We start from the raw sequence: 17,543 nt of genomic DNA, 5'->3' as shown, positions 1-17,543 counted from the left end.
TGCGCTCCTTCTCTGTCCGGCACCCCGGTTGCCACCCCTCGTGCCGATGGTTGTACCGACGGTGACACTGGGTCGATATTTGTCTATCCTGGTCACGGACCAGAGCCTTTCGAGCCATTGTCGCCGCTCGCGCTCCCAGCGCCCGGGCCCCCGGAGACTCATTGTGGACCATGCCCCCACCCGCCCATCCCGTCCCGACCTCGATGACCTCACGCGAAGCCTGCACACCCCGTTGGAGCGGATCGCCGTCGAGCACGCCGATCTGATCGAGGCGGTCCGTAGGCGCGTCGTCCCGAACGGCCCCGTGCCGTCCGGCAGCGTGGCCGTCGCCGCCTTCAACTCGTCCATCTGAGCGATGGCCTGCCGGTGCGGTCCACCCGGAGCGGGCGGATCCTGCCGGCCGATCAGTCAGTTCGTGCTGAAGGTGCACAGCCGGTGCGACCTCAGCTGCGACCACTGCTACGTCTACCAGCACGCCGACCAGACCTGGCGTGGCCGACCGGTGCGGATGCCACCGGCCACTGTCCGGGCCGCCGGACGGCGGATCGCTGAGCACGCCCGCGTGCACGAGCTGCCGGTCGTGCACGTGGTGCTGCACGGGGGTGAGCCGCTGCTGCTGGGTGCTGCCGGGCTGCGCGAGGCGCTGGCCGAGCTGCGGGCGGCAATCACGCCGTGGGCGCTGCTCGACCTGCGCATGCAGACCAACGGCGTCCTGCTCGACGAGGAGCTGTGCCGGCTGCTCGTCGAATACGACGTGCAGGTCGGTGTGTCGTTCGACGGCGACCGTGCCGCCAACGACCGCCACCGGGTCTTCGCCCACGGCGGCAGCAGCCATGACCAGGTCCGGCGGGCTCTGGCCCTGCTTCGGCGACCGGAGCACCGCGCCAGCTACGCCGGCATCCTCTGCACGGTCGACGTCCGCAACGATCCCCACCGGGTGTACGAGGCGCTGCTGGCCGAGAGCCCACCGCGCGTCGACCTGCTGCTGCCACACGCCACCTGGGACCATCCCCCGGAGCGCCCCGGCCCCGGGTCCACCCCGTACGCGGACTGGCTGGGTCGGCTCCACCGGCGGTGGATGGACGACGGGCGTCCCGTGTCGATCCGGCTGTTCGAGGCACTGCGACCGGGTGGCGGTGGCACCGAGGCGTTCGGTCTCGCACCGGCCGACGTGCTGGTGGTCGAGGCGGACGGCAGTTGGGAGCAGGTCGACTCGCTGAAGACCGCGTACCACGGCGCGGCTGACACCGGGTTCGACGTGTTCGACCATTCCGTGGACGAGGCCGCCCGGCACCCCGGGGTCGCCGTCCGACAGGAGGGCGTGGAAGGGCTCTGCGCGACCTGCCGGGCCTGCCCGGTGGTCGACCGGTGCGGCGGCGGCCTGTACGCCCACCGCTGGCGCACCGGCTCCGGGTTCGACAACCCGTCGGTGTACTGCGCCGACCTGCTCCGCCTGATCGACAGCGTGGACGCGTACCAGCAGCCCGCCCGGCCGGCGCCGAGCCAGTGGGCGGCCCTGCCCGTCGACGAGCTGCTGGACGACCTGGCGACCGGGCACGGGTCGACATCGACGCTTGCTCTGCTCGCCGCCACGCAGCTCTCCATCACCCGGGCGCTGTTGGCGGCCTGCCGGGACCAGACCGGCCCCACGGCCGCCTGGGAGCTGCTCGTCCACCTCGATCAGGCAGCGCCGGAGGCGGTCCGGGTGGTCCTGGAGCACCCCTTCGTTCGGCCCTGGCTGGTGCACCACCTCGACTCGTCGGCCCGGTCCGGCGTCAGCGCGGCGGTCGACCCGCTGCCGGTCCTCGCCGCCGCCGCGGCTCTCCGCGCGGGTGTCACGGCCGCGTTGACCGTCCCGGTGCGGGCCGATGTGATCACGTTGCCCACGCTCGGCAGCCTTGCGCTGCCCGGGCTGGGGGAGAGCGCCCAGGTGACCGTCCTGCCGGGCGGGTTCCAGGTCCGGGGCGGGACGGCGGAGCGCACTGTGCTCCTCGATCCGGTCGAGTCGTCGGCCGGCTGGCGACCGACACGCGACGTGCTGGTCTCCGCCGGCCGGTTGCTCATCGAGGACGGCGACCCGTACCGGGACTGCTACGGCCAGCCCGTGGCACCGCGCCTGGAGGCCCCGGCGGTGCGGGTGTTGGGCCGTACCCTGGCCGAGGCCTGGCGGGTCGCGCACCGGGACGTGCCGGCGCACGCGGCGGCGCTCGACGGCGGTCTGCGCGCCGTCGTGCCGCTGGCACCCGACCCGGCGAATCCTTTTCGGAGCGCGACCGCCCGGCACGCGTTCGGCGCGGTCGCCGTCACCCCCGATCCGGACCCGGAGACGATGGCGGTGCTGCTCGTGCACGAGTGGCAACACGCGAAACTCGGTGCCGTGCTCGACCTGTATGACCTCGTCAAACCCGGGCAGAACGCCCGGATCCGGGTGCCCTGGCGCACCGACCTGCGGCCACCCGAGGGCGTGCTCCAGGGGGTGTACGCCCACCTGGCCGTCACACAGGTGTGGAGGTCCCGGGCGGCCACCGACAGCGGGGACGCGTCGGCGCACGCCGCTCGTTACCTGGCGTGGACCCGGGACGGCGTCGACGCGTTGCTGGCCAGCCGGTCGCTCACCGCGGCGGGTGAGCGGTTCGTCGGCCAGCTGCGCCACGCCCTGGAGGAGACCCGTGTCGGGTCCGGATGAGCGGCATCCGCCCACACTGGGCCGTCCTCGCCTCGCCGACGACCTGCGGGCGCTGGGCGTTCGTCCGGGCGTGTGCCTCCTGGTGCACTGCGGCCTGCGGAGGGTGGGCCCGTTGGAGCACGGCCCCGCGACCCTCGCCGGGGCTCTGCGAGACGTCCTCGGCCCTGCCGGCACGCTGCTGGTGCCCACGCAGACCGACGGCAACTCGACCACCTCCCGCGCCCACCTGGCGGCCATCGCCAGCATGGACCGGGCGGAGCGCGACCGGTACGAGGCGGCGCTGCCGGGCTGGGACCGCCGGACCACCCCCTCCCAGCGGATGGGCGCGCTCGCCGAGTACGTCCGGTGTGCCCCCGGTGCCGTGCGCAGCGATCATCCGCAGACCTCGTTCGCCGCGCTCGGCCCTCGGGCCCGGCAGCTCACCGACGGCCACGACCTCACCTGCCACCTGGGGGAACGCTCACCGGTGGGCGGCCTCTACGCGGCGGACGGGCAGATCCTGCTGCTCGGTCTCGGCTACGAGGCGTGCAGCGCCCTGCACCTGGCCGAGTACCGGCTCCCGGTGCCGCCGCCCGAGCGCGACTACCACTGTTTCCGGCTCGTCGACGGGCGCCGGGTCCGCCTCGACTTCCGTGCTCTCGACCTGGACGACCGCGACTTTCCCACGGTGGGTGCCGCGCTCGACGACGCGCCGTTCGTTCAGCACGGCCGGGTCGGTCGGGCAAGCGCTCGTCTGCTGCCGGCGCGCGCCACTGTCGACTTCGCGGTCGGCTGGTTCGCCGCGAATCGCATGGCGGCACAACGTTGACGCGGGGTCTACGCTGATGTTCCGGCCGCGTGGGGAGGGCGGAGGGGCTGCGGTGAGCACAGTGGACGCACCCTCCGGTACGCGCGCGCCGCTCTTCTTTCTCAGCTACTCCAGAGCGCCGATCGGCCGGGCCACCGGCAAACCCGCCGAGTACGTCTCCCGATTCTTTGAGGACCTCTCCGTCCATGTCAGCGAGCTGGTCGGCCCGGTGACCGGGGTGGACCCCGGCTTCCTGGACAGCTCCATCGCGGGCGGGGAACGATGGAACCCGGAGCTCCTCCAGGCCGCCGGCACCTGCCAGGTCTTCGTTCCGCTGGTGTCCAGCGCACTGCTCGGCAGCGACTGGTGTGGCCGGGAGTGGGACGCGTTCTCCCGCCGCCGGATCGTCCCGCGGCACAGCTCCGCCTCCGCCCACGAGACGGCGATCGTGCCGGTCACCTGGTCGCCGACGAACGGCACCCCACTGCCTCGGGTGCTCCGCGACATCCAACGGTTCTCCCCGACCGCCATGCCGGATCAGGACATCGCGGTGCACTACCAACGGGATGGGGTCTATGGCTTGCTGACCATGCAGTGGGAGAACGCGTACCGGGCGGTGGTCTGGCGGCTCGCGCAGCGGATCGTGGCCATCCACCGGTCGTACCTGGTGGAGCCATGGGTGCCGGCGAGCGTGGACGAGCTGTGCAACCGGTTCGCCGAGGAGCCGGGATGAGCCCGCCGGCGGATCGGCGCCGGTCGGCGGCGCGAGGGACGTACTTCTTCCTCAGCTATGCCCACTCGGCGCCGCGGCAGGGCGCACGGGCCGACGCCGACGTCTGGGTCGGCCAGTTCTTCGCCGACCTGGCCGACGAGGTGCGGCGCCAGGCGCAACCGGTGGCGGGGATGCGGATCGGTTTCTTCGACCAGCACATCCCGTTGGGCGCCGACTGGAAGGCCGCTCTCGCGGAGGCGCTCGGTGACGCCGAGGTCTTCGTGCCGCTCTACTCGCCGGGCTACTTCAGTCGCCCGTGGGCGCTGGGGGAGCAGGAGTCCTTCCGGGCGCGGCTGGCCGCCGCCGGGCCGGCCCGGGTCGCCGCTGGCCATCTCACTCCGGTGCTGTGGATTCCGTTTCCCCCGTGGGAGTCCCATCCGGAGCTGGACGGGGCCCTGGACCTGGGCCGGGACGTCCCGGAGTACGCCGAGGACGGCCTACGCGCGTTCTGCATGCTGGCCTCCTACCGGGAGCAGTACGAGCTTCTGCTGAGCCGCCTGGCCGGCCAGATCGTGCACACCGCCGAGCGGCGACCGCTGGGCCCGTCCCGGGCGCCCGGCCTCGACGAGGTCACCCGCCCGGCGTCGACCGACCCGGACTTCGTCGTCGCCGTCCTGGCCCCGACCCAGGACCATCTGCCGATCGACCGCGACCCCGCCGGCTACGCCGCCAGCGGCCGGCTCTGGCGGCCGTACGGGCGTCGCCAGGAACTGCCCGCCGCCGAGTACGCGGCCAGCACCGCCGAGCGCCTCGGGCTGTCGGCCCGCACGGAAGACTTCGCGCAGGCCGCCGGTCTGCTCGATCGCCGACCGGCCGTGCTGCTGGTCGACCCGTGGATCGCGGCGGCGCCGGATGCGCCCGGCGCCCTGGCCAGCAAGTTGCACGGGCTGCGGGAGTGGGTCGTTCCGCTGGTCGTCACCGACGAGGACGACACCCAGGACGTCACCCGATGGGCGACCGAGGTGACGCAGCTGTTGCAGGACGCCGGTCTGCCCCAGGTGAAGCGCGCGTGCAGCATGCCGGAGTTCGTCGATCTGATGCCGGCGCTGGTCACCGAGGCTCGCCGTCAGTTCCTCAAACACGGCCCGGTCGTTCCCTTCGATCCACCACCGGAGCCGGTGCCGAGCCTGCGCGACGGCCTGCCCGCCGCCGGCGCGGTCGTTACGCCCGACCCCGCGTCCCCGCCTGATGATCCGGCCCCACCGCGTCCCCACGGAGAGAACCGATGAACAACGATCGCGAAGGCCAGGTCGTCACCTTCTACTCGTTCAAGGGTGGGACGGGCCGGACGATGGCACTGGCCAACGTCGCCTGGATCCTCGCGGCCAGCGGCCGACGGGTGCTCGTCGCTGACTGGGACCTCGAATCACCCGGCCTGCACCGCTTCTTCCACCCGTTCCTCGACGCCGATGCGATCCAGGGCACCAGCGGTGTGATCGACATGATCCGCGACTACGAGTGGGAGACCACCCGGGTCGACGACCGACCGGATCGCTGGATGGAGCAGTACGCCCGGGTCGGCCGGCACGCGTTCTCGCTGCGCTGGAACTTCCCGGACGGCGGTGGCCTCGACTTCCTCTCCGCCGGCCGGCAGAACAGCGACTACGCCGTCTCCGTGAGCGGGCTGGACTGGGACAACTTCTACAACCGGCTGGGCGGGGCGCAGTTCTTCGAGGCGCTGCGGGCGGACATGAAACGCCAGTACGACTTCACCCTGATCGACAGCCGGACGGGGTTGAGCGACGTCGCCGACATCTGCACCCTGCACCTGCCGGACACCCTGGTCGACTGTTTCACCCTCAGCGACCAGGGCATCGACGGCGCGGCTCGGGTGGCGCACTCGGTGCGGGACCGGTACAGGCGGCGCGACATCCGGGTCCTGCCGGTGCCGATGCGGGTCGACCAGGCCGAGAAGGAGCGGGCCGAGGCGGGTCGCCTGCTGGCCATGCGCCGGTTCGCCGGGTTGCCGGCGGGCATGACCGAGGCGGAACGGCGGCGGTACTGGGCTGCGGTCGAGGTTCCGTACCGGCCGTTCTACGCGTACGAGGAAACCCTGGCGACGTTCGGCGACCCGCCCGGCTCGCCGACGTCGCTGCTGGCCGCGTTCGAGACGTTGACCGGAATCCTCACCGACGGAGCGGTGACCGCGCTGCCGGTGATGGACGAGTCGGTTCGGGAGCGCGGCAAGGCGCGTTTCCGCCGACGCACCGAGGCGATCGACGACCAGATCGTGCTTCGGTGCGCGCCGGAGGACGCCATCTGGGCCGAGTGGCTGGAGCGGGTGCTCAGCTCGGCCGGGCTGCGGGTGGTGGACCCCACGACCGTCGTCGGGTCCGCCGGTACGCCCGCCCCACGCACGCTGACCGTGGTCTCGCCGGCCTACGTGGCAACACCGTCCGGCGGTCTGCCCGACCGTGACACGAGCACCGGCTCCACGGCGCTCGCCGTGTACGTCGCCGACCTGCGCCCGCTGGCGGAGTTCCCGTCCCAGAGCTCCACCAACCTGGTCAATGTGAGCGCCGCGACGGCCGTGGAGCGGGTGTTGCGGCTGGTCGGTCGGCCGGTGCCGTCGTCGGCGGACGGCCCGGCGGGCGGGGGCACCCGTTATCCCGGCGCCGAGCCGCTGATCTTCAACGCTCCCAACCGGAACGCCCGGTTCACCGGCCGGGAGGACGACCTGGCGCGGCTGCGCGCGCAGTTGCAGAGCGGGGGCAGCGCGGTGGTGCTGCCGGTCGCCCTGCAGGGCATGGGCGGCGTCGGCAAGACGCAGGTGGCTCTGGAATACGTGCACCGGTTCAAGGCCGCGTACGACGTGGTCTGGTGGATCGTCGCGGACCCGCCGCAGTTCGTCGACACCGCCCTGGCCGACCTCGCCGGTCGCCTCGGCATCCTCGCCGGGCCCACCCTGCCCGACACGGTCCGGTCGGTGCTGCAGGTGCTGAGCCGGGGCGAGCCGTACGAGCGGTGGCTCGTCGTGCTCGACAACGCCGAAGAGCTCGAACAGATCGAGCCCTTCCTGCCGCAGGGGCCCGGGCACGTCCTGCTGACCTCCCGCAACCGCGCCTGGGGTGACCGGGCGAACCCGATCCCGGTGGACGTCTTCGACCGCACCGAGAGTGTCGCGCACCTCGCCCAGCGGGTGCCCACGATCAGCGCCGAGGAGGCCGACCGGGTGGCCGAGGCGCTCGGCGACCTGCCGATCGCGGTGGCCGCGGCGGGCGCCTGGCTCGCTGACACCGGCACGTCGGTCGCCGACTACCTGCGGCAGATCGAGCGGCACGGCCCCAGCGCGCTCTCCGTGGAGGCCACCTGGGACCTGTCGTTGAACCGGCTGCTCGACCAGGCGCCCGCCGCGTACCGGCTGTTGCAGCTCTGCTCGGTGCTGGCCCCGGAGATCGCCCTCGAACTCATCTACAGCGACGAGATGGCGGCGGCGCTCGTGCCGTTCGACCCGTCGGTGTCGGAGCGGCTCGTGCGTGGTGCCCTGGTCCAGCAGATCAACCGGCTGGCGCTGTTGAAACTCGACGTCCAGGGCGGCCGGGTCCAGGTGCACCGGCTGTTGCAGGCGGTCGTACGCGACCGGATGACCGAGGACGAGATCACCGCCGCCCGACACCAGGTGCACCTGGTGCTGGCCGCGTCCCGGCCGCGCGGCGACGTGGACGACCCGACCACCTGGCCCCGGCTGCGCATGCTCTGGCCGCACCTGGAGGTGTCCGAGGCGCTCAACTGCCCGGACGAGCCGGTGTGCCAACTGCTGATCGACCGGGTCCGCTATCTGTGGCAGCGCGGCGGCCTGGACCAGGCCGACGGGTTCAGCCAGGAGGTGGACGACACCTGGACCGCCCGACTCGGCGCTACGCAGGATGAGACCGAGGCGACAGCGCTGGGTCGCCAGTTGCTGCACCTCCGGTTCAACCGGGCGAACATTCTGCGCAGCCTGGGCAGGTTCGACGAGGCCCGGGACCTGGACGAGGCGGTGCTGGCCGAGCAGCGGCGGCTGCTGGGCCCGCTGCACCCGCACAGCCTGATGACCGCCGGCAGCCTCGCCGGTGACCTGCGAGCCCTCGGCCGCTACTCCGAGGCGCTGGAACGGGACCGGTCCACCTACGCCTCCTGGCTCCAGGTGTTCGGCGAGGACCACCCGCGGACGTTGAGCGCGGCGAACAACCTCGCCGTCTCGTACCGGCTGGTCGGCGACTACCGGTCGGCCCGCCGGTGGGACGACGAGGTGCACCAGCGGCGGCGGCTGGTGCTCGGTCCCACCAACCCGTACACCCTCGTCTCCGCTCTCCGTCTCGGCAGCGACCTACGGGAGGCCGGCGAGTACGAGCGGTCGGCCACCCTGCTGCGAACCGTGTACGACTCGTACTGCGAGGTGCTCGGGACCGACGACGGCAGAAGCCTCGGAGCCCAGGTCAACCTGGCGGTGTCACTGCGCAGCGCCGGCCGGGCGGGCGAGGCCGCACCGCTGTTCGAGACGGCCTACCGGAAGCTCGACGAACTCTTCGGACCGGACAACCCGGACACGGTGGCGTGCCGGTCGAGCCGCGCGGCGAACCTGCTGGCCGTCGGCGACGCGGCCCGGGCGCTGACCGAGATGATCGCCGTGACCCAGGCGTACGAGGAGGATCTCCGGCTCGGCGCGGAGCACCCGCACACCCTGGCGACGCTGAGCAACATCTCCGCCGCCGAACGTGCGGTCGGCCGCAAATCGGAAGCCCGCGCATCGGCTGCGCGGGCGGCCGGTGAGTTGCGCAAGGCGCTCGGCGCCGATCATCCGCACACCCTCGCGGCGGAGGTCAACCAGGCGGTGTGCCTCGCCGAGGAGGGTGACTGGGATTCGGCGCGGGACCGGCTGCGGGAGACCGCCGGCCGGTTGTCCGCGGTGATTGGCGCGGGCCACCCCGACACGCTGCGCTGCCTCGGGGACCTCGCCCTGGTGTCGAGGCGGGCCGGCGACGGCGCTTCCGCCGAGGACGTCGGCGCCGTGGCGGACCGGCTGGCCGAGGTGATCGGCCAGGAGCATCCCACCGTGCAGACCCTGCGCGAGCGGCGGTTCGTCGTCCGGGTGATCGACCCGCACCCGTTCTGATCGGGGTCGGTTCGGCGGGCGGGTCGGGCGTCTGACCCGCCCGCCGGTCGGGCCGTGCCGCCTCGGTGGCTCAGAGGCGCGGGCTGGTCGCGAGATCCGGCGTGGCCAGCCAGGTCAGGGTCTGCGGCAGGATCTCCACCGCTCCGAAGTGCGCGGCGCCGGGCTGCACCTGGACCTCGGCGCGTGAGATTTGCGAGGCGAGCCACCGGGAGTGCTCCACCGGGGAGAAACGGTCCTGCTCGCCGTGCCAGAGGCGGACCTCCGCCTGGATGGCGCCCAGGTCGAACCCCCAGCCCCGCCGGATCGCCAGCACGTCGTCGATCCAACCCTCGGGGCCGTGCCGCAGCGCTTCGGAGTACATGTCGGTCAGCAGTCGGCGGATCGCGATGTCGTCGACGACCCGGATGTCCGCCTCGGGCAACTGGGGGCGGAGGAAATCCAGCAGCGTCATCGGGTCTCGCCGGGCCTCCTCCGTGCGGAGCTTCAGGTTGAGCGTGAGCTCGGCCAGATCCTCGTCGGCCTGCCCGAAGTCCTCCACGTTCGTCTCGGCCATCCCGGCGTACCAGTCCAGGTCGGGTGCGCCGGCCGGGGCGAGCCCCACCAGCACGGCGGCCCGCGTGACCCGATCCGGCAGCAGCGCCGCGCAGGCCAGGGCGTGTGGCCCGCCACCGGATCGGCCCACCACCGCGAATCGCTCGATGCCGAGGTCGTCGGCGATCGCCGCCACGTCGGCCGCCGCGTCGGCCACCCGCCGACCCTCGTGCCGTCCGGAGTCGCCGTAACCGGGCCGGTCGTAGCAGACGAGGTGCACGCCGAGGCGGTAGACGACGATGCCGCGCGGTCGGGGGCCGCTGCGGCTGCCGGGGGTGCCGTGCAGCAGGAAGACCGCGGGCCCGTCCGACGCGCCGGAGGTCTCCACCGCGAGGTGTCGCCCGTCCGGGGTGGTGACGGTGCGCTGTGCCGCATCTTGTCGCGTCACGGTTGGCCTCCCGCGGGTCGTCATGTGCTCCCCCGTGAATGGAGCCGCGCATCGTCGGCGCCGAGTGCAAAGCCCCCGAAATCGCCCAGAACACATTCTTGCTGTGCAGCGTACTGCCCGTCGTGGATGCCCGCTATGGGCCGCCGGGTCAATGCCGGTCGGTTGGGGCCGCCGAACGGGGCCGCTACCCTGGTAGCCCGAGGGGAAGGGGCACCAAGAGGGTGGCTAGGACCTACAACGTCGTGACGTACGGCTGCCAGATGAACGTGCACGACTCTGAGCGCATCTCCGGCCTGCTCGAACAGGCTGGCTATGTGCGCGCGGTGCCGGCCGACGACACCCCGGACATCGTCGTCTTCAACACCTGCGCGGTGCGGGAAAATGCGGACAACCGGCTCTACGGCAACCTCGGTCGTCTGCGCCCGGTGAAGGACAAGCACCCCGGGATGCAGATCGCCGTCGGTGGCTGCCTGGCCCAGAAGGACCGGGGAGAGATCGTCCGCAAGGCGCCCTGGGTGGACGTGGTCTTCGGGACCCACAACATCGGCGCGCTGCCGGTGCTCCTGGAGCGGGCCCGGCACAACGCCGCCGCCGAGGTGGAGATCCTGGAGTCCCTCGACGTCTTCCCCTCCACGCTGCCCACCCGCCGCGAGTCCACGTACGCCGGTTGGGTGTCGATCTCGGTGGGTTGCAACAACACCTGCACGTTCTGCATCGTGCCCGCGCTGCGCGGCAAGGAGAAGGACCGCCGCCCCGGCGACATTCTCTCCGAGGTGCGCGCCCTGGTCGACGAGGGCGTGCTGGAGGTGACCCTGCTCGGGCAGAACGTCAACTCCTACGGTGTCGAGTTCGGCGATCGGTACGCCTTCGGCAAGCTGCTGCGCGCGTGTGGTGACATCGACGGGTTGGAGCGGGTCCGGTTCACCAGCCCGCACCCGAAGGACTTCACCGACGACGTGATCGCCGCGATGGCCGAGACGCCGAACGTCTGCCACTCGCTGCACATGCCGTTGCAGTCCGGCTCCGACGACGTCCTCCGGGCGATGCGCCGGTCCTACCGCTCCGAGCGGTACCTGGGGATCATCGAGAAGGTCCGGGCGGCGATGCCGGATGCGGCGATCACCACCGACATCATCGTCGGCTTCCCCGGCGAGACCGAGGCCGACTTCCAGCGCACCCTGGACGTGGTCCGCGAGGCACGGTTCTCCTCGGCGTTCACCTTCCAGTACTCGAAGCGCCCCGGCACCCCCGCCGCCACGATGGACGACCAGCTGCCCAAGCAGGTCGTTCAGGAGCGCTACGAGCGGCTGATCACCACCGTCGAGGAGATCACCTGGACGGAGAACAAGCGCCTGCTGGGGGAGACCGTCGAGGTGCTCGTCGCGGTCGGCGAGGGTCGCAAGGACGAGCGGACCGGCCGGATGTCCGGTCGGGCGCGCGACGGTCGGCTGGTGCACTTCGCGACCGAGGCCCCCGGCGCGGAGTCGCAGGCCGGCCAGATCCGGCCGGGGGACATCGTGCACACCACGATCACGTACGCCGCCCCGCATCACCTCAACGCCGACGGAGCGCCGGTCGCGCACCGGCGGACCCGGGCTGGCGACGCTGCCGAGGCGGGTCGCTCCCCGCGTACCCCCGGGGTGTTGCTCGGTCTGCCGACGATCGGCGCACCGCCGGTCGCGCCCGCACCCACCGCCGGCTGCGCCGCGCACTAACCCGCCCCGCCCCGCCCGCCGCTGCTCCCGAGTGCGCCACCCCCCCGTGCCTAGCCCCTCCGCGTCGATCTAGGGCGAATCGTTGTGGATGGAGATCCATTAGTGACGATTTCCCCTAGATCGACGCGGAGGGCGGGCGCGGAGGGCGGGCGCGGAGGGCGGACGCGGAGGGCGGACGCGGAGGGCGGGCGCGGAGGGCGGGCGCGGAGGGCGGGCGCGGAGGGCGGGTGGCGACGCGCGGCGGTTAGGGGCGGGGGTGGGTTAGCAGCTGGTGCCGTTGAGCTTCACCGCGCCCGGGGCACTGGCGGTGCCGTTGGCGGTGAAGCCCACGGTGACCGACCCGCCCGCAGGCAGGGACGGTGCGTGACTGGGGGCGGCGGCGGTGACCGTCGTGCCGGACTGGGTGACGGTGGCGTTCCAACCACTGCCCAGCGTCACCCCGGCCGGCCAACTCCAGGTCGCCGACCACGGGTTCACCGCCGCGGAGCCGGTGTTCTTCACGGTCAACTCACCCTGGAAGCCGCCCTGCCAGGCGTTGACCTGCCGGTAGGTGGCCGAGCAGGCACCGGTCGGCGGGTTGCTCGGTCCTCCGGTGGGCGAAGCCGTCGGCGTTGGCGTCGGGCTGGTGCCACCGCCGGACGGCGCGATCAGGTACGGCTGGAGGATCGCCTGCTTGGTGGTGTTGATGCTGGTCCAGTCGTCCAACGCGATACCGCCGGTGTCACCGGAGTTGGGGTTCCACGACCAGTAGGTGAAGGACATCCCGGTGACCCCGGTGCCGGTGTACGCCATCAGCTTCTCCAGCCACACCCGGTCCTTCGGGTCGGCGAGCGTGCTGCCGAACTCACCCATCATGATCGGGGCGATGTTCTGCTTGTAGAGGTAACCCCAGTACTTGTCCCAGATGGCCGGCATGTTCGCCGGGTAGTCCGGGGCGTCGAACCAGGTCTGCCGGTAGACCGAGGTGGCGTACTCGTGCGGCGAGTAGACCAGCCGGTTGGCCACGCTCAGCCGTACCGGGAACTGGCCGGCCTTCGACAGGTTGCCACCCCACCAGCCGCAGTCCTCGTCGTTGCTCGGGTCGTTGTCCCAGACGTTGGAGAGGCCGCCACTGGGGCAGCTCACCCCCTCGACGAAGATCAACCAGTTGGGCTGGACACCGAGGATGGCGTTTCCGGCCCGCTCGGCGGCGAGCCGCCAGTCCCGGGTGGTGTCGCCGCAGCCCCAGCACGCGCCGGTGGCCGCCGGGTTGGTGCCCTCGGCGTGCGGCTCGTTGTGCAGGTCAGCGCCGATCACCGTGGGATTGCCCGCGTACCGTTGGGCGAGCATCTTCCAGTCGTTGATCCAGGTCGCCTCGGAGACCGTCGACGTGTACCAGAGCGGCGACTGCCCGGCCGCCGTCGGCCGGTGCCGGTCCAGGATGATCCGCATCCCCTTGCTGCCGGCGTAGCCGATCACCTTGTCCAGGATCTGCAACGGGGAGAGCCCGACCAGGTCCGGGTTGACGAAGTCGTTGACCCCACTGGCCGTGGCGCCCGCCTTCAGCGCGTCGTTCGAGTACGGCACCCGCAGCGTGTTGTAACCCAGCCGGGCCATCGTGTCGAGCTGCCCCCGCCACGGGTTGTTCGACCACAGCCCGTGGAAGGTCTTGTTGTCGGTCTCCATGCCGAACCAGTTGATGCCGGTCAGCCGGACCGTGGCCCCGGTGCTGTCCACGATCTGGTTGCCGTTGGTGTGCAGGTAGCCGGTACCGGTGCCAGCGGCGACGGCCGGGCTGGTGCTGACGGCGGCGGCGAGGAACACGCCAGCCGCGAGGGTGGCGAGCGCGGTCAGCGCGCCGCCGAAAGCGGTGGGACGGAACATGCGAGCTCCACTTCGGAAGCCCTGCGCCGTCCGTGGGCGGCGCCGGGCGGGTGGCCGTCCGCACGTCACGATCCCTCAGGGGTACGCGGACAGTGCGCGACGGTCCATGTCACGGGGACGTGGTCACTCGCGGAAGCTCACCGGCCGACTCCCGACAGCGGTGTCCCCGCCGTCGTTGCCCTCGTGCCGGTGGCCCTACCTGGCTCCGTCGCCCATTCTCATCAGCCCATCCCAATGCGTCAACAACCCGACGGCCCGCTGTCCGCCCCGTCCGTCCCGCTTGCCGGGCCGTCTCGCTTGCCGGGCCGCCCGTCCGCGCCGGGCGCCGGGCAGCCCCGTCCGGGCCGCGCGCCGGGCAGCCCTGCCCGCGGCGTGCGTACCCGCATGATCGTGCTCGATCCTGGTTGTAGTGGTCTCGCTCCGCTCCTGATGCCACTACTTCCTGGATCGAGCACGATCATGGGCGTGCGGCGTGCGGCGTGCGGCGTGCGGCGTGCGGCGTGCGGCATGCGGCATGCGGCATGCGGCATGCGGCGCGGCCTGGACGCGCGGGAGCCCCCGGTCCCATCAGGGACCGGGGGCTCCCGGAACGCGTCAGGTCAGCCGGCCTGCTCGGCCAGCTGGAGGAACTGCCGCTTGGCGGCGAGCGCCTGCTCGGCCTCCTTGATCCGGCGCGTGTCCCCGGCGGTCTGCGCCCGGGTCAGCCGGTCCTCGGCCTCCGCCACCTGCGTCCGCATCTGGGCGAGCAGCGGGTTGTCCTCCTTGGTGGTGCGGCGCCACGCCGAGTCCATCACGTCGCGGACCTTGTCGTCGATGACGCGCAGTCGGCGCTCCAGCCCGGTGGCCGCCTCGCGGGGCACCCTGCCGGCCTCGTGCCACTGTGCCTGGATCTCCCGCAGCTTGGCCTGGGCGCCCTTCGGGTCGGCGTCGATGTCCAACGCCTCGGCCTCGGCGAGCAGGGCCTGCTTGCGCTCCAGGTTGCCGCGCTGTTCGTTGTCCCGTGCGGAGAAGACCTCACTGCGCCGGCTGAAGAAGGCGTCCTGCGCGGCCCGGAATCGTTCCCAGAGCTTCTGCTCGGCCTCCTTGGAGGCGCGCGGCGCGGCCTTCCACTGGGTCATCAGATCCTTGAGCTGGTTGGCGGTGGCGGCCCAGTCGGTGGAGTCGGTGAGCTTCTCCGCCTCGGCGACCAGCTCCTCCTTGGCCGTCTGCGCCTGCTTGCGCTGGGAGTCCAGGGAGGCGAAGTGGGCGCCCCGGCGCCGGGTGAAACCGTCCCGGGCGGCGGCGAACCGCTTCCACAGCTCACCGTCGGCCTTCTTGTCGACCCCACGGATGGTCTTCCACTCGTCCAGGATCTCCTTGAGCCGATCCCCGGCGGTTTTCCAACCGGTGGACTCGGCGGCCAGCTTCTCGGCCTCCTCGACCAGCGCGGTCTTGCGGGCCAGGGCCTCGCCGCGAGCGGCGTCCCGGGCAGCGCGAGCCTCGGCGGCCTTCTCCTCGGCGAGGGTGGCCAGCTTGTCCAGCCGCGTGGCCAGGGCGTCGATGTCGCCGACCACGTGGGCCTCGGGCAGCGTGGCGCGGATTCGCCGGATCGTGCTCAACGAGTGCCCGGCATCCGCCGCACCCGACTTGAGCCGAGCCTCGGTCAGGTCCACCTCGGTCACCAGATCGGCGAAGCGGCGTGCGAAGTGTGCCAGGCCCTCCTCCGGTGCTCCCGCCTGCCAGGATCCGACCACCCGCTCGCCCTCGGTGGTCTTGACGTATACGGTGCCGTCCGCGTCCACCCGTCCGAAGGCAGTCCAGTCGCTCATGTGCCCATCCTCGTTCTCCCGGCGTCGAGGAAATCGTCCCCCGCCGCCGCCACGGCGCAGCCAAGTTGCTCCCGGCATTGTCACAGGTCCGACCCGGTCCGCGTCGAGCGCCTATCGCCGACCGTGACCATACGGTGTCCTAGGGGCCGAATGACCGGATCGGCGCGGAGACGCACCGGGGATTCCCGCTACGGTGAACGGGTGCCACTGGTTTCCGCTGCCGTCTGCCCGCATCCGCCCCTGCTAGTGCCCGAGGTGGCCGGCTCCGCGGCCCCGGAGCTGGACGACCTACGGGCGGCCTGCGACACCGCCGTACGCGGGCTGCTGGCCGCCGATCCGGCCGCGGTGGTGCTGTTGGGCACCGGCCCGGTGACCGGCCCGATCCGCACCCCGGCCACCGGCTCTCTCCAGCCCTGGGGCGTCGACCTGGATGTGCCGTTGATCTCCGGCCAGCCCGATCGGGGGGCGGTGCTGCCGTTGAGTCTGACCATCGGCGCGTGGTTGCTGGCCCGGCACGACGCGCGTCCGCCGGTGACCGCCGTGCAGGTGGCCTCCGACGCTGGCCCGGCCGAGCTGGCCGCGCTCGCCGACGAGGTCGACGCCGCGGGTGACCGGGTGGCGTTGCTGGTGCTCGGGGACGGGTCGGCCTGCCGGGGTGAGAAGGCCCCCGGGTATGACGATCCGCGTGCCCGCCCGTACGACCAGCGGGTTGCCGCAGCGCTGGCCGAGGCGGACCTGGACGCCCTGCTCGACCTCGACCCGGTGGTGTCGACGGAGCTGAAGGCCGCCGGCCGTGGCCCCTGGCAGGTGCTCGCCAACGCGGCCCGCTCGGCCGGCGGTGGGTGGCGCGGCGAGCTGCGGTACGACGCGGCCCCCTACGGCGTCGCCTACTTCGTGGCGTCCTGGGAGCGGGTGTGACCAGCGACGGACCCGGCACGGTCGTCGCGGTGGTCGGCCCGACCGCGGCGGGTAAGTCGGCGCTGAGCATCGCGTTGGCGCATGCCCTCGACGGGGAGGTGGTCAACGTCGACTCGATGCAGCTCTACCGGGGCATGGACATCGGCACCGCCAAGCTGACCCTCGCCGAGCGGGACGGGGTGCCCCACCACCTGCTGGACATCTGGGAGGTCACCGAGCCGGCGAGCGTCGCGGAGTACCAGCGGCTGGCCCGCGCGGCGGTGGACGACATCCTGTTCCGGGGGCGGGTGCCGCTGCTCGTCGGTGGGTCCGGCTTGTACGTGCGGGCGGTGCTGGAGCGTTTCGAGTTCCCCGGCACCGACGCGGCGCTGCGGGAGCGGCTGGAACAGGAGTTGGCCGAGGGCGGCCCTGCGCCGCTGTACGCGCGGCTGCGTGCCGCCGACCCGGTCGCCGCCGAGGGAATCCTCCCCGGCAACGGTCGGCGGATCGTCCGGGCCCTGGAGGTGATCGAGCTCACCGGCGCGCCGTTCACCGCCTCGCTGCCGCAGCCCACACCGTTCTACCCGTCGGTGCAGCTCGGAGTCGACCTGGACACCGGGCTGCTCGACGAGCGGATCGCGCTGCGGGTCGACCGCATGTGGGCCGACGGCCTCGTGGACGAGACGCGTGAGCTGGTCGGGCGCGGGCTGCCCGAGGGGCGGACGGCGAGCCGGGCGCTCGGCTACCAGCAGGTGCTGCGCCTGCTCGCCGGTGAGTTGACCGACTCACAGGCGCACGAGGAGACGGTCCGGGCCACTCGGCGGTTCGTCCGTCGGCAGCGGTCCTGGTTCCGGCGTGATCCACGGATCCACTGGCTGGATTCGGCGACGCCGGGCCTGATCGAGGCCGCCCTGCGCCTGGTGCCCGCGGCCGCGCGATGA

General features: G+C 72.4%; 12 protein-coding genes. 9 read left to right on the top strand and 3 right to left on the bottom strand.

Annotation, left to right across the window (positions count from 1 at the left end; translation table 11 throughout):
• The first annotated feature begins 163 nt into the window (after positions 1-163).
• The 6 genes from ABZT18_RS01815 (at position 164) to fxsT (ending at position 9,340) form a co-directional block, all read left to right on the top strand.
• Positions 164-352 (top strand): hypothetical protein, encoded by a 189-nt coding sequence (locus ABZT18_RS01815; protein ID WP_354993269.1) that lies wholly within the window; start codon positions 164-166, stop codon positions 350-352.
• Positions 353-415: 63 nt separating this feature from the next.
• Entirely contained in the window at positions 416-2,686 is a 2,271-nt protein-coding gene (locus ABZT18_RS01810) for an FxsB family cyclophane-forming radical SAM/SPASM peptide maturase (protein WP_354993270.1), read from the top strand.
• The gene (locus tag ABZT18_RS01805; protein WP_354993271.1) at positions 2,670-3,494 is read left to right on the top strand and encodes an AAC(3) family N-acetyltransferase; all 825 of its coding nucleotides are present in this window, start codon (positions 2,670-2,672) and stop codon (positions 3,492-3,494) included. Before ABZT18_RS01810 ends, ABZT18_RS01805 begins: the two co-directional genes overlap by 17 nt.
• Positions 3,495-3,546: 52 nt before the next feature.
• A complete protein-coding gene (locus ABZT18_RS01800; RefSeq protein ID WP_354993272.1) occupies positions 3,547-4,206 on the top strand; it encodes a TIR-like protein FxsC in 660 nt (219 codons plus the stop codon).
• Positions 4,203-5,474: a TIR-like protein FxsC gene (locus ABZT18_RS01795; protein ID WP_354993273.1), complete on the top strand. Its 1,272-nt coding sequence runs from the start codon at positions 4,203-4,205 to the stop codon at positions 5,472-5,474. Before ABZT18_RS01800 ends, ABZT18_RS01795 begins: the two co-directional genes overlap by 4 nt.
• Positions 5,471-9,340: an FxSxx-COOH system tetratricopeptide repeat protein gene (fxsT, locus tag ABZT18_RS01790; RefSeq protein ID WP_354993274.1), complete on the top strand. Its 3,870-nt coding sequence runs from the start codon at positions 5,471-5,473 to the stop codon at positions 9,338-9,340. The genes ABZT18_RS01795 and fxsT overlap by 4 nt, the downstream gene beginning before the upstream one ends.
• A 70-nt stretch (positions 9,341-9,410) precedes the next feature.
• On the opposite strand, the gene ABZT18_RS01785 is transcribed toward fxsT, so the two are convergent.
• Positions 9,411-10,319 (bottom strand): alpha/beta hydrolase, encoded by a 909-nt coding sequence (locus ABZT18_RS01785; RefSeq protein ID WP_354993275.1) that lies wholly within the window; start codon positions 10,317-10,319, stop codon positions 9,411-9,413.
• A gap of 221 nt (positions 10,320-10,540) precedes the next feature.
• Between ABZT18_RS01785 and miaB the strand changes: the two genes are divergently transcribed.
• The gene (gene miaB / locus ABZT18_RS01780; protein ID WP_354993276.1) at positions 10,541-12,034 is read left to right on the top strand and encodes a tRNA (N6-isopentenyl adenosine(37)-C2)-methylthiotransferase MiaB; all 1,494 of its coding nucleotides are present in this window, start codon (positions 10,541-10,543) and stop codon (positions 12,032-12,034) included.
• A 261-nt stretch (positions 12,035-12,295) separates the two neighbouring features.
• Here the strand turns inward: miaB and ABZT18_RS01775 are convergent, their stop codons facing one another.
• On the bottom strand, positions 12,296-13,897 hold the full coding sequence (locus tag ABZT18_RS01775) for a cellulase family glycosylhydrolase (protein WP_354993277.1): 1,602 nt from the start codon (positions 13,895-13,897) through the stop codon (positions 12,296-12,298).
• A 599-nt stretch (positions 13,898-14,496) separates the two neighbouring features.
• On the bottom strand, positions 14,497-15,705 hold the full coding sequence (locus ABZT18_RS01770) for a DUF349 domain-containing protein (protein ID WP_354993278.1): 1,209 nt from the start codon (positions 15,703-15,705) through the stop codon (positions 14,497-14,499).
• Between the two features lie 150 nt (positions 15,706-15,855).
• On the opposite strand from ABZT18_RS01770, the gene ABZT18_RS01765 reads away from it, so the two are divergent.
• Both ABZT18_RS01765 and miaA read left to right on the top strand, forming a co-directional pair.
• Positions 15,856-16,623 carry a class III extradiol dioxygenase subunit B-like domain-containing protein gene (locus ABZT18_RS01765; RefSeq protein WP_354993279.1) on the top strand — a complete coding sequence of 256 codons (768 nt, stop codon included), beginning with the start codon at positions 15,856-15,858 and terminating at the stop codon, positions 16,621-16,623.
• Positions 16,620-17,543 (top strand): tRNA (adenosine(37)-N6)-dimethylallyltransferase MiaA, encoded by a 924-nt coding sequence (miaA, locus tag ABZT18_RS01760; protein ID WP_354993280.1) that lies wholly within the window; start codon positions 16,620-16,622, stop codon positions 17,541-17,543. Before ABZT18_RS01765 ends, miaA begins: the two co-directional genes overlap by 4 nt.

This window comes from Micromonospora sp. NPDC005291 (assembly GCF_040607415.1).
GTDB lineage: Bacteria > Actinomycetota > Actinomycetes > Mycobacteriales > Micromonosporaceae > Micromonospora.
Note: the sequence above shows the minus strand (reverse complement) of the source record. Positions and strands in the feature narration are given on the sequence as shown.

Bases quoted from the DNA above. Each gene is read 5' to 3' on its own strand.
- ABZT18_RS01795 (WP_354993273.1), top strand. From the start codon at position 4,203: ATGAGCCCGCCGGCGGATCGGCGCCGGTCGGCGGCGCGAGGGACGTAC.
- fxsT (WP_354993274.1), top strand. From the start codon at position 5,471: ATGAACAACGATCGCGAAGGCCAGGTCGTCACCTTCTACTCGTTCAAG.
- ABZT18_RS01775 (WP_354993277.1), bottom strand. From the start codon at position 13,897: ATGTTCCGTCCCACCGCTTTCGGCGGCGCGCTGACCGCGCTCGCCACC.
- ABZT18_RS01770 (WP_354993278.1), bottom strand. From the start codon at position 15,705: ATGAGCGACTGGACTGCCTTCGGACGGGTGGACGCGGACGGCACCGTA.
- ABZT18_RS01765 (WP_354993279.1), top strand. From the start codon at position 15,856: ATGACCGGATCGGCGCGGAGACGCACCGGGGATTCCCGCTACGGTGAA.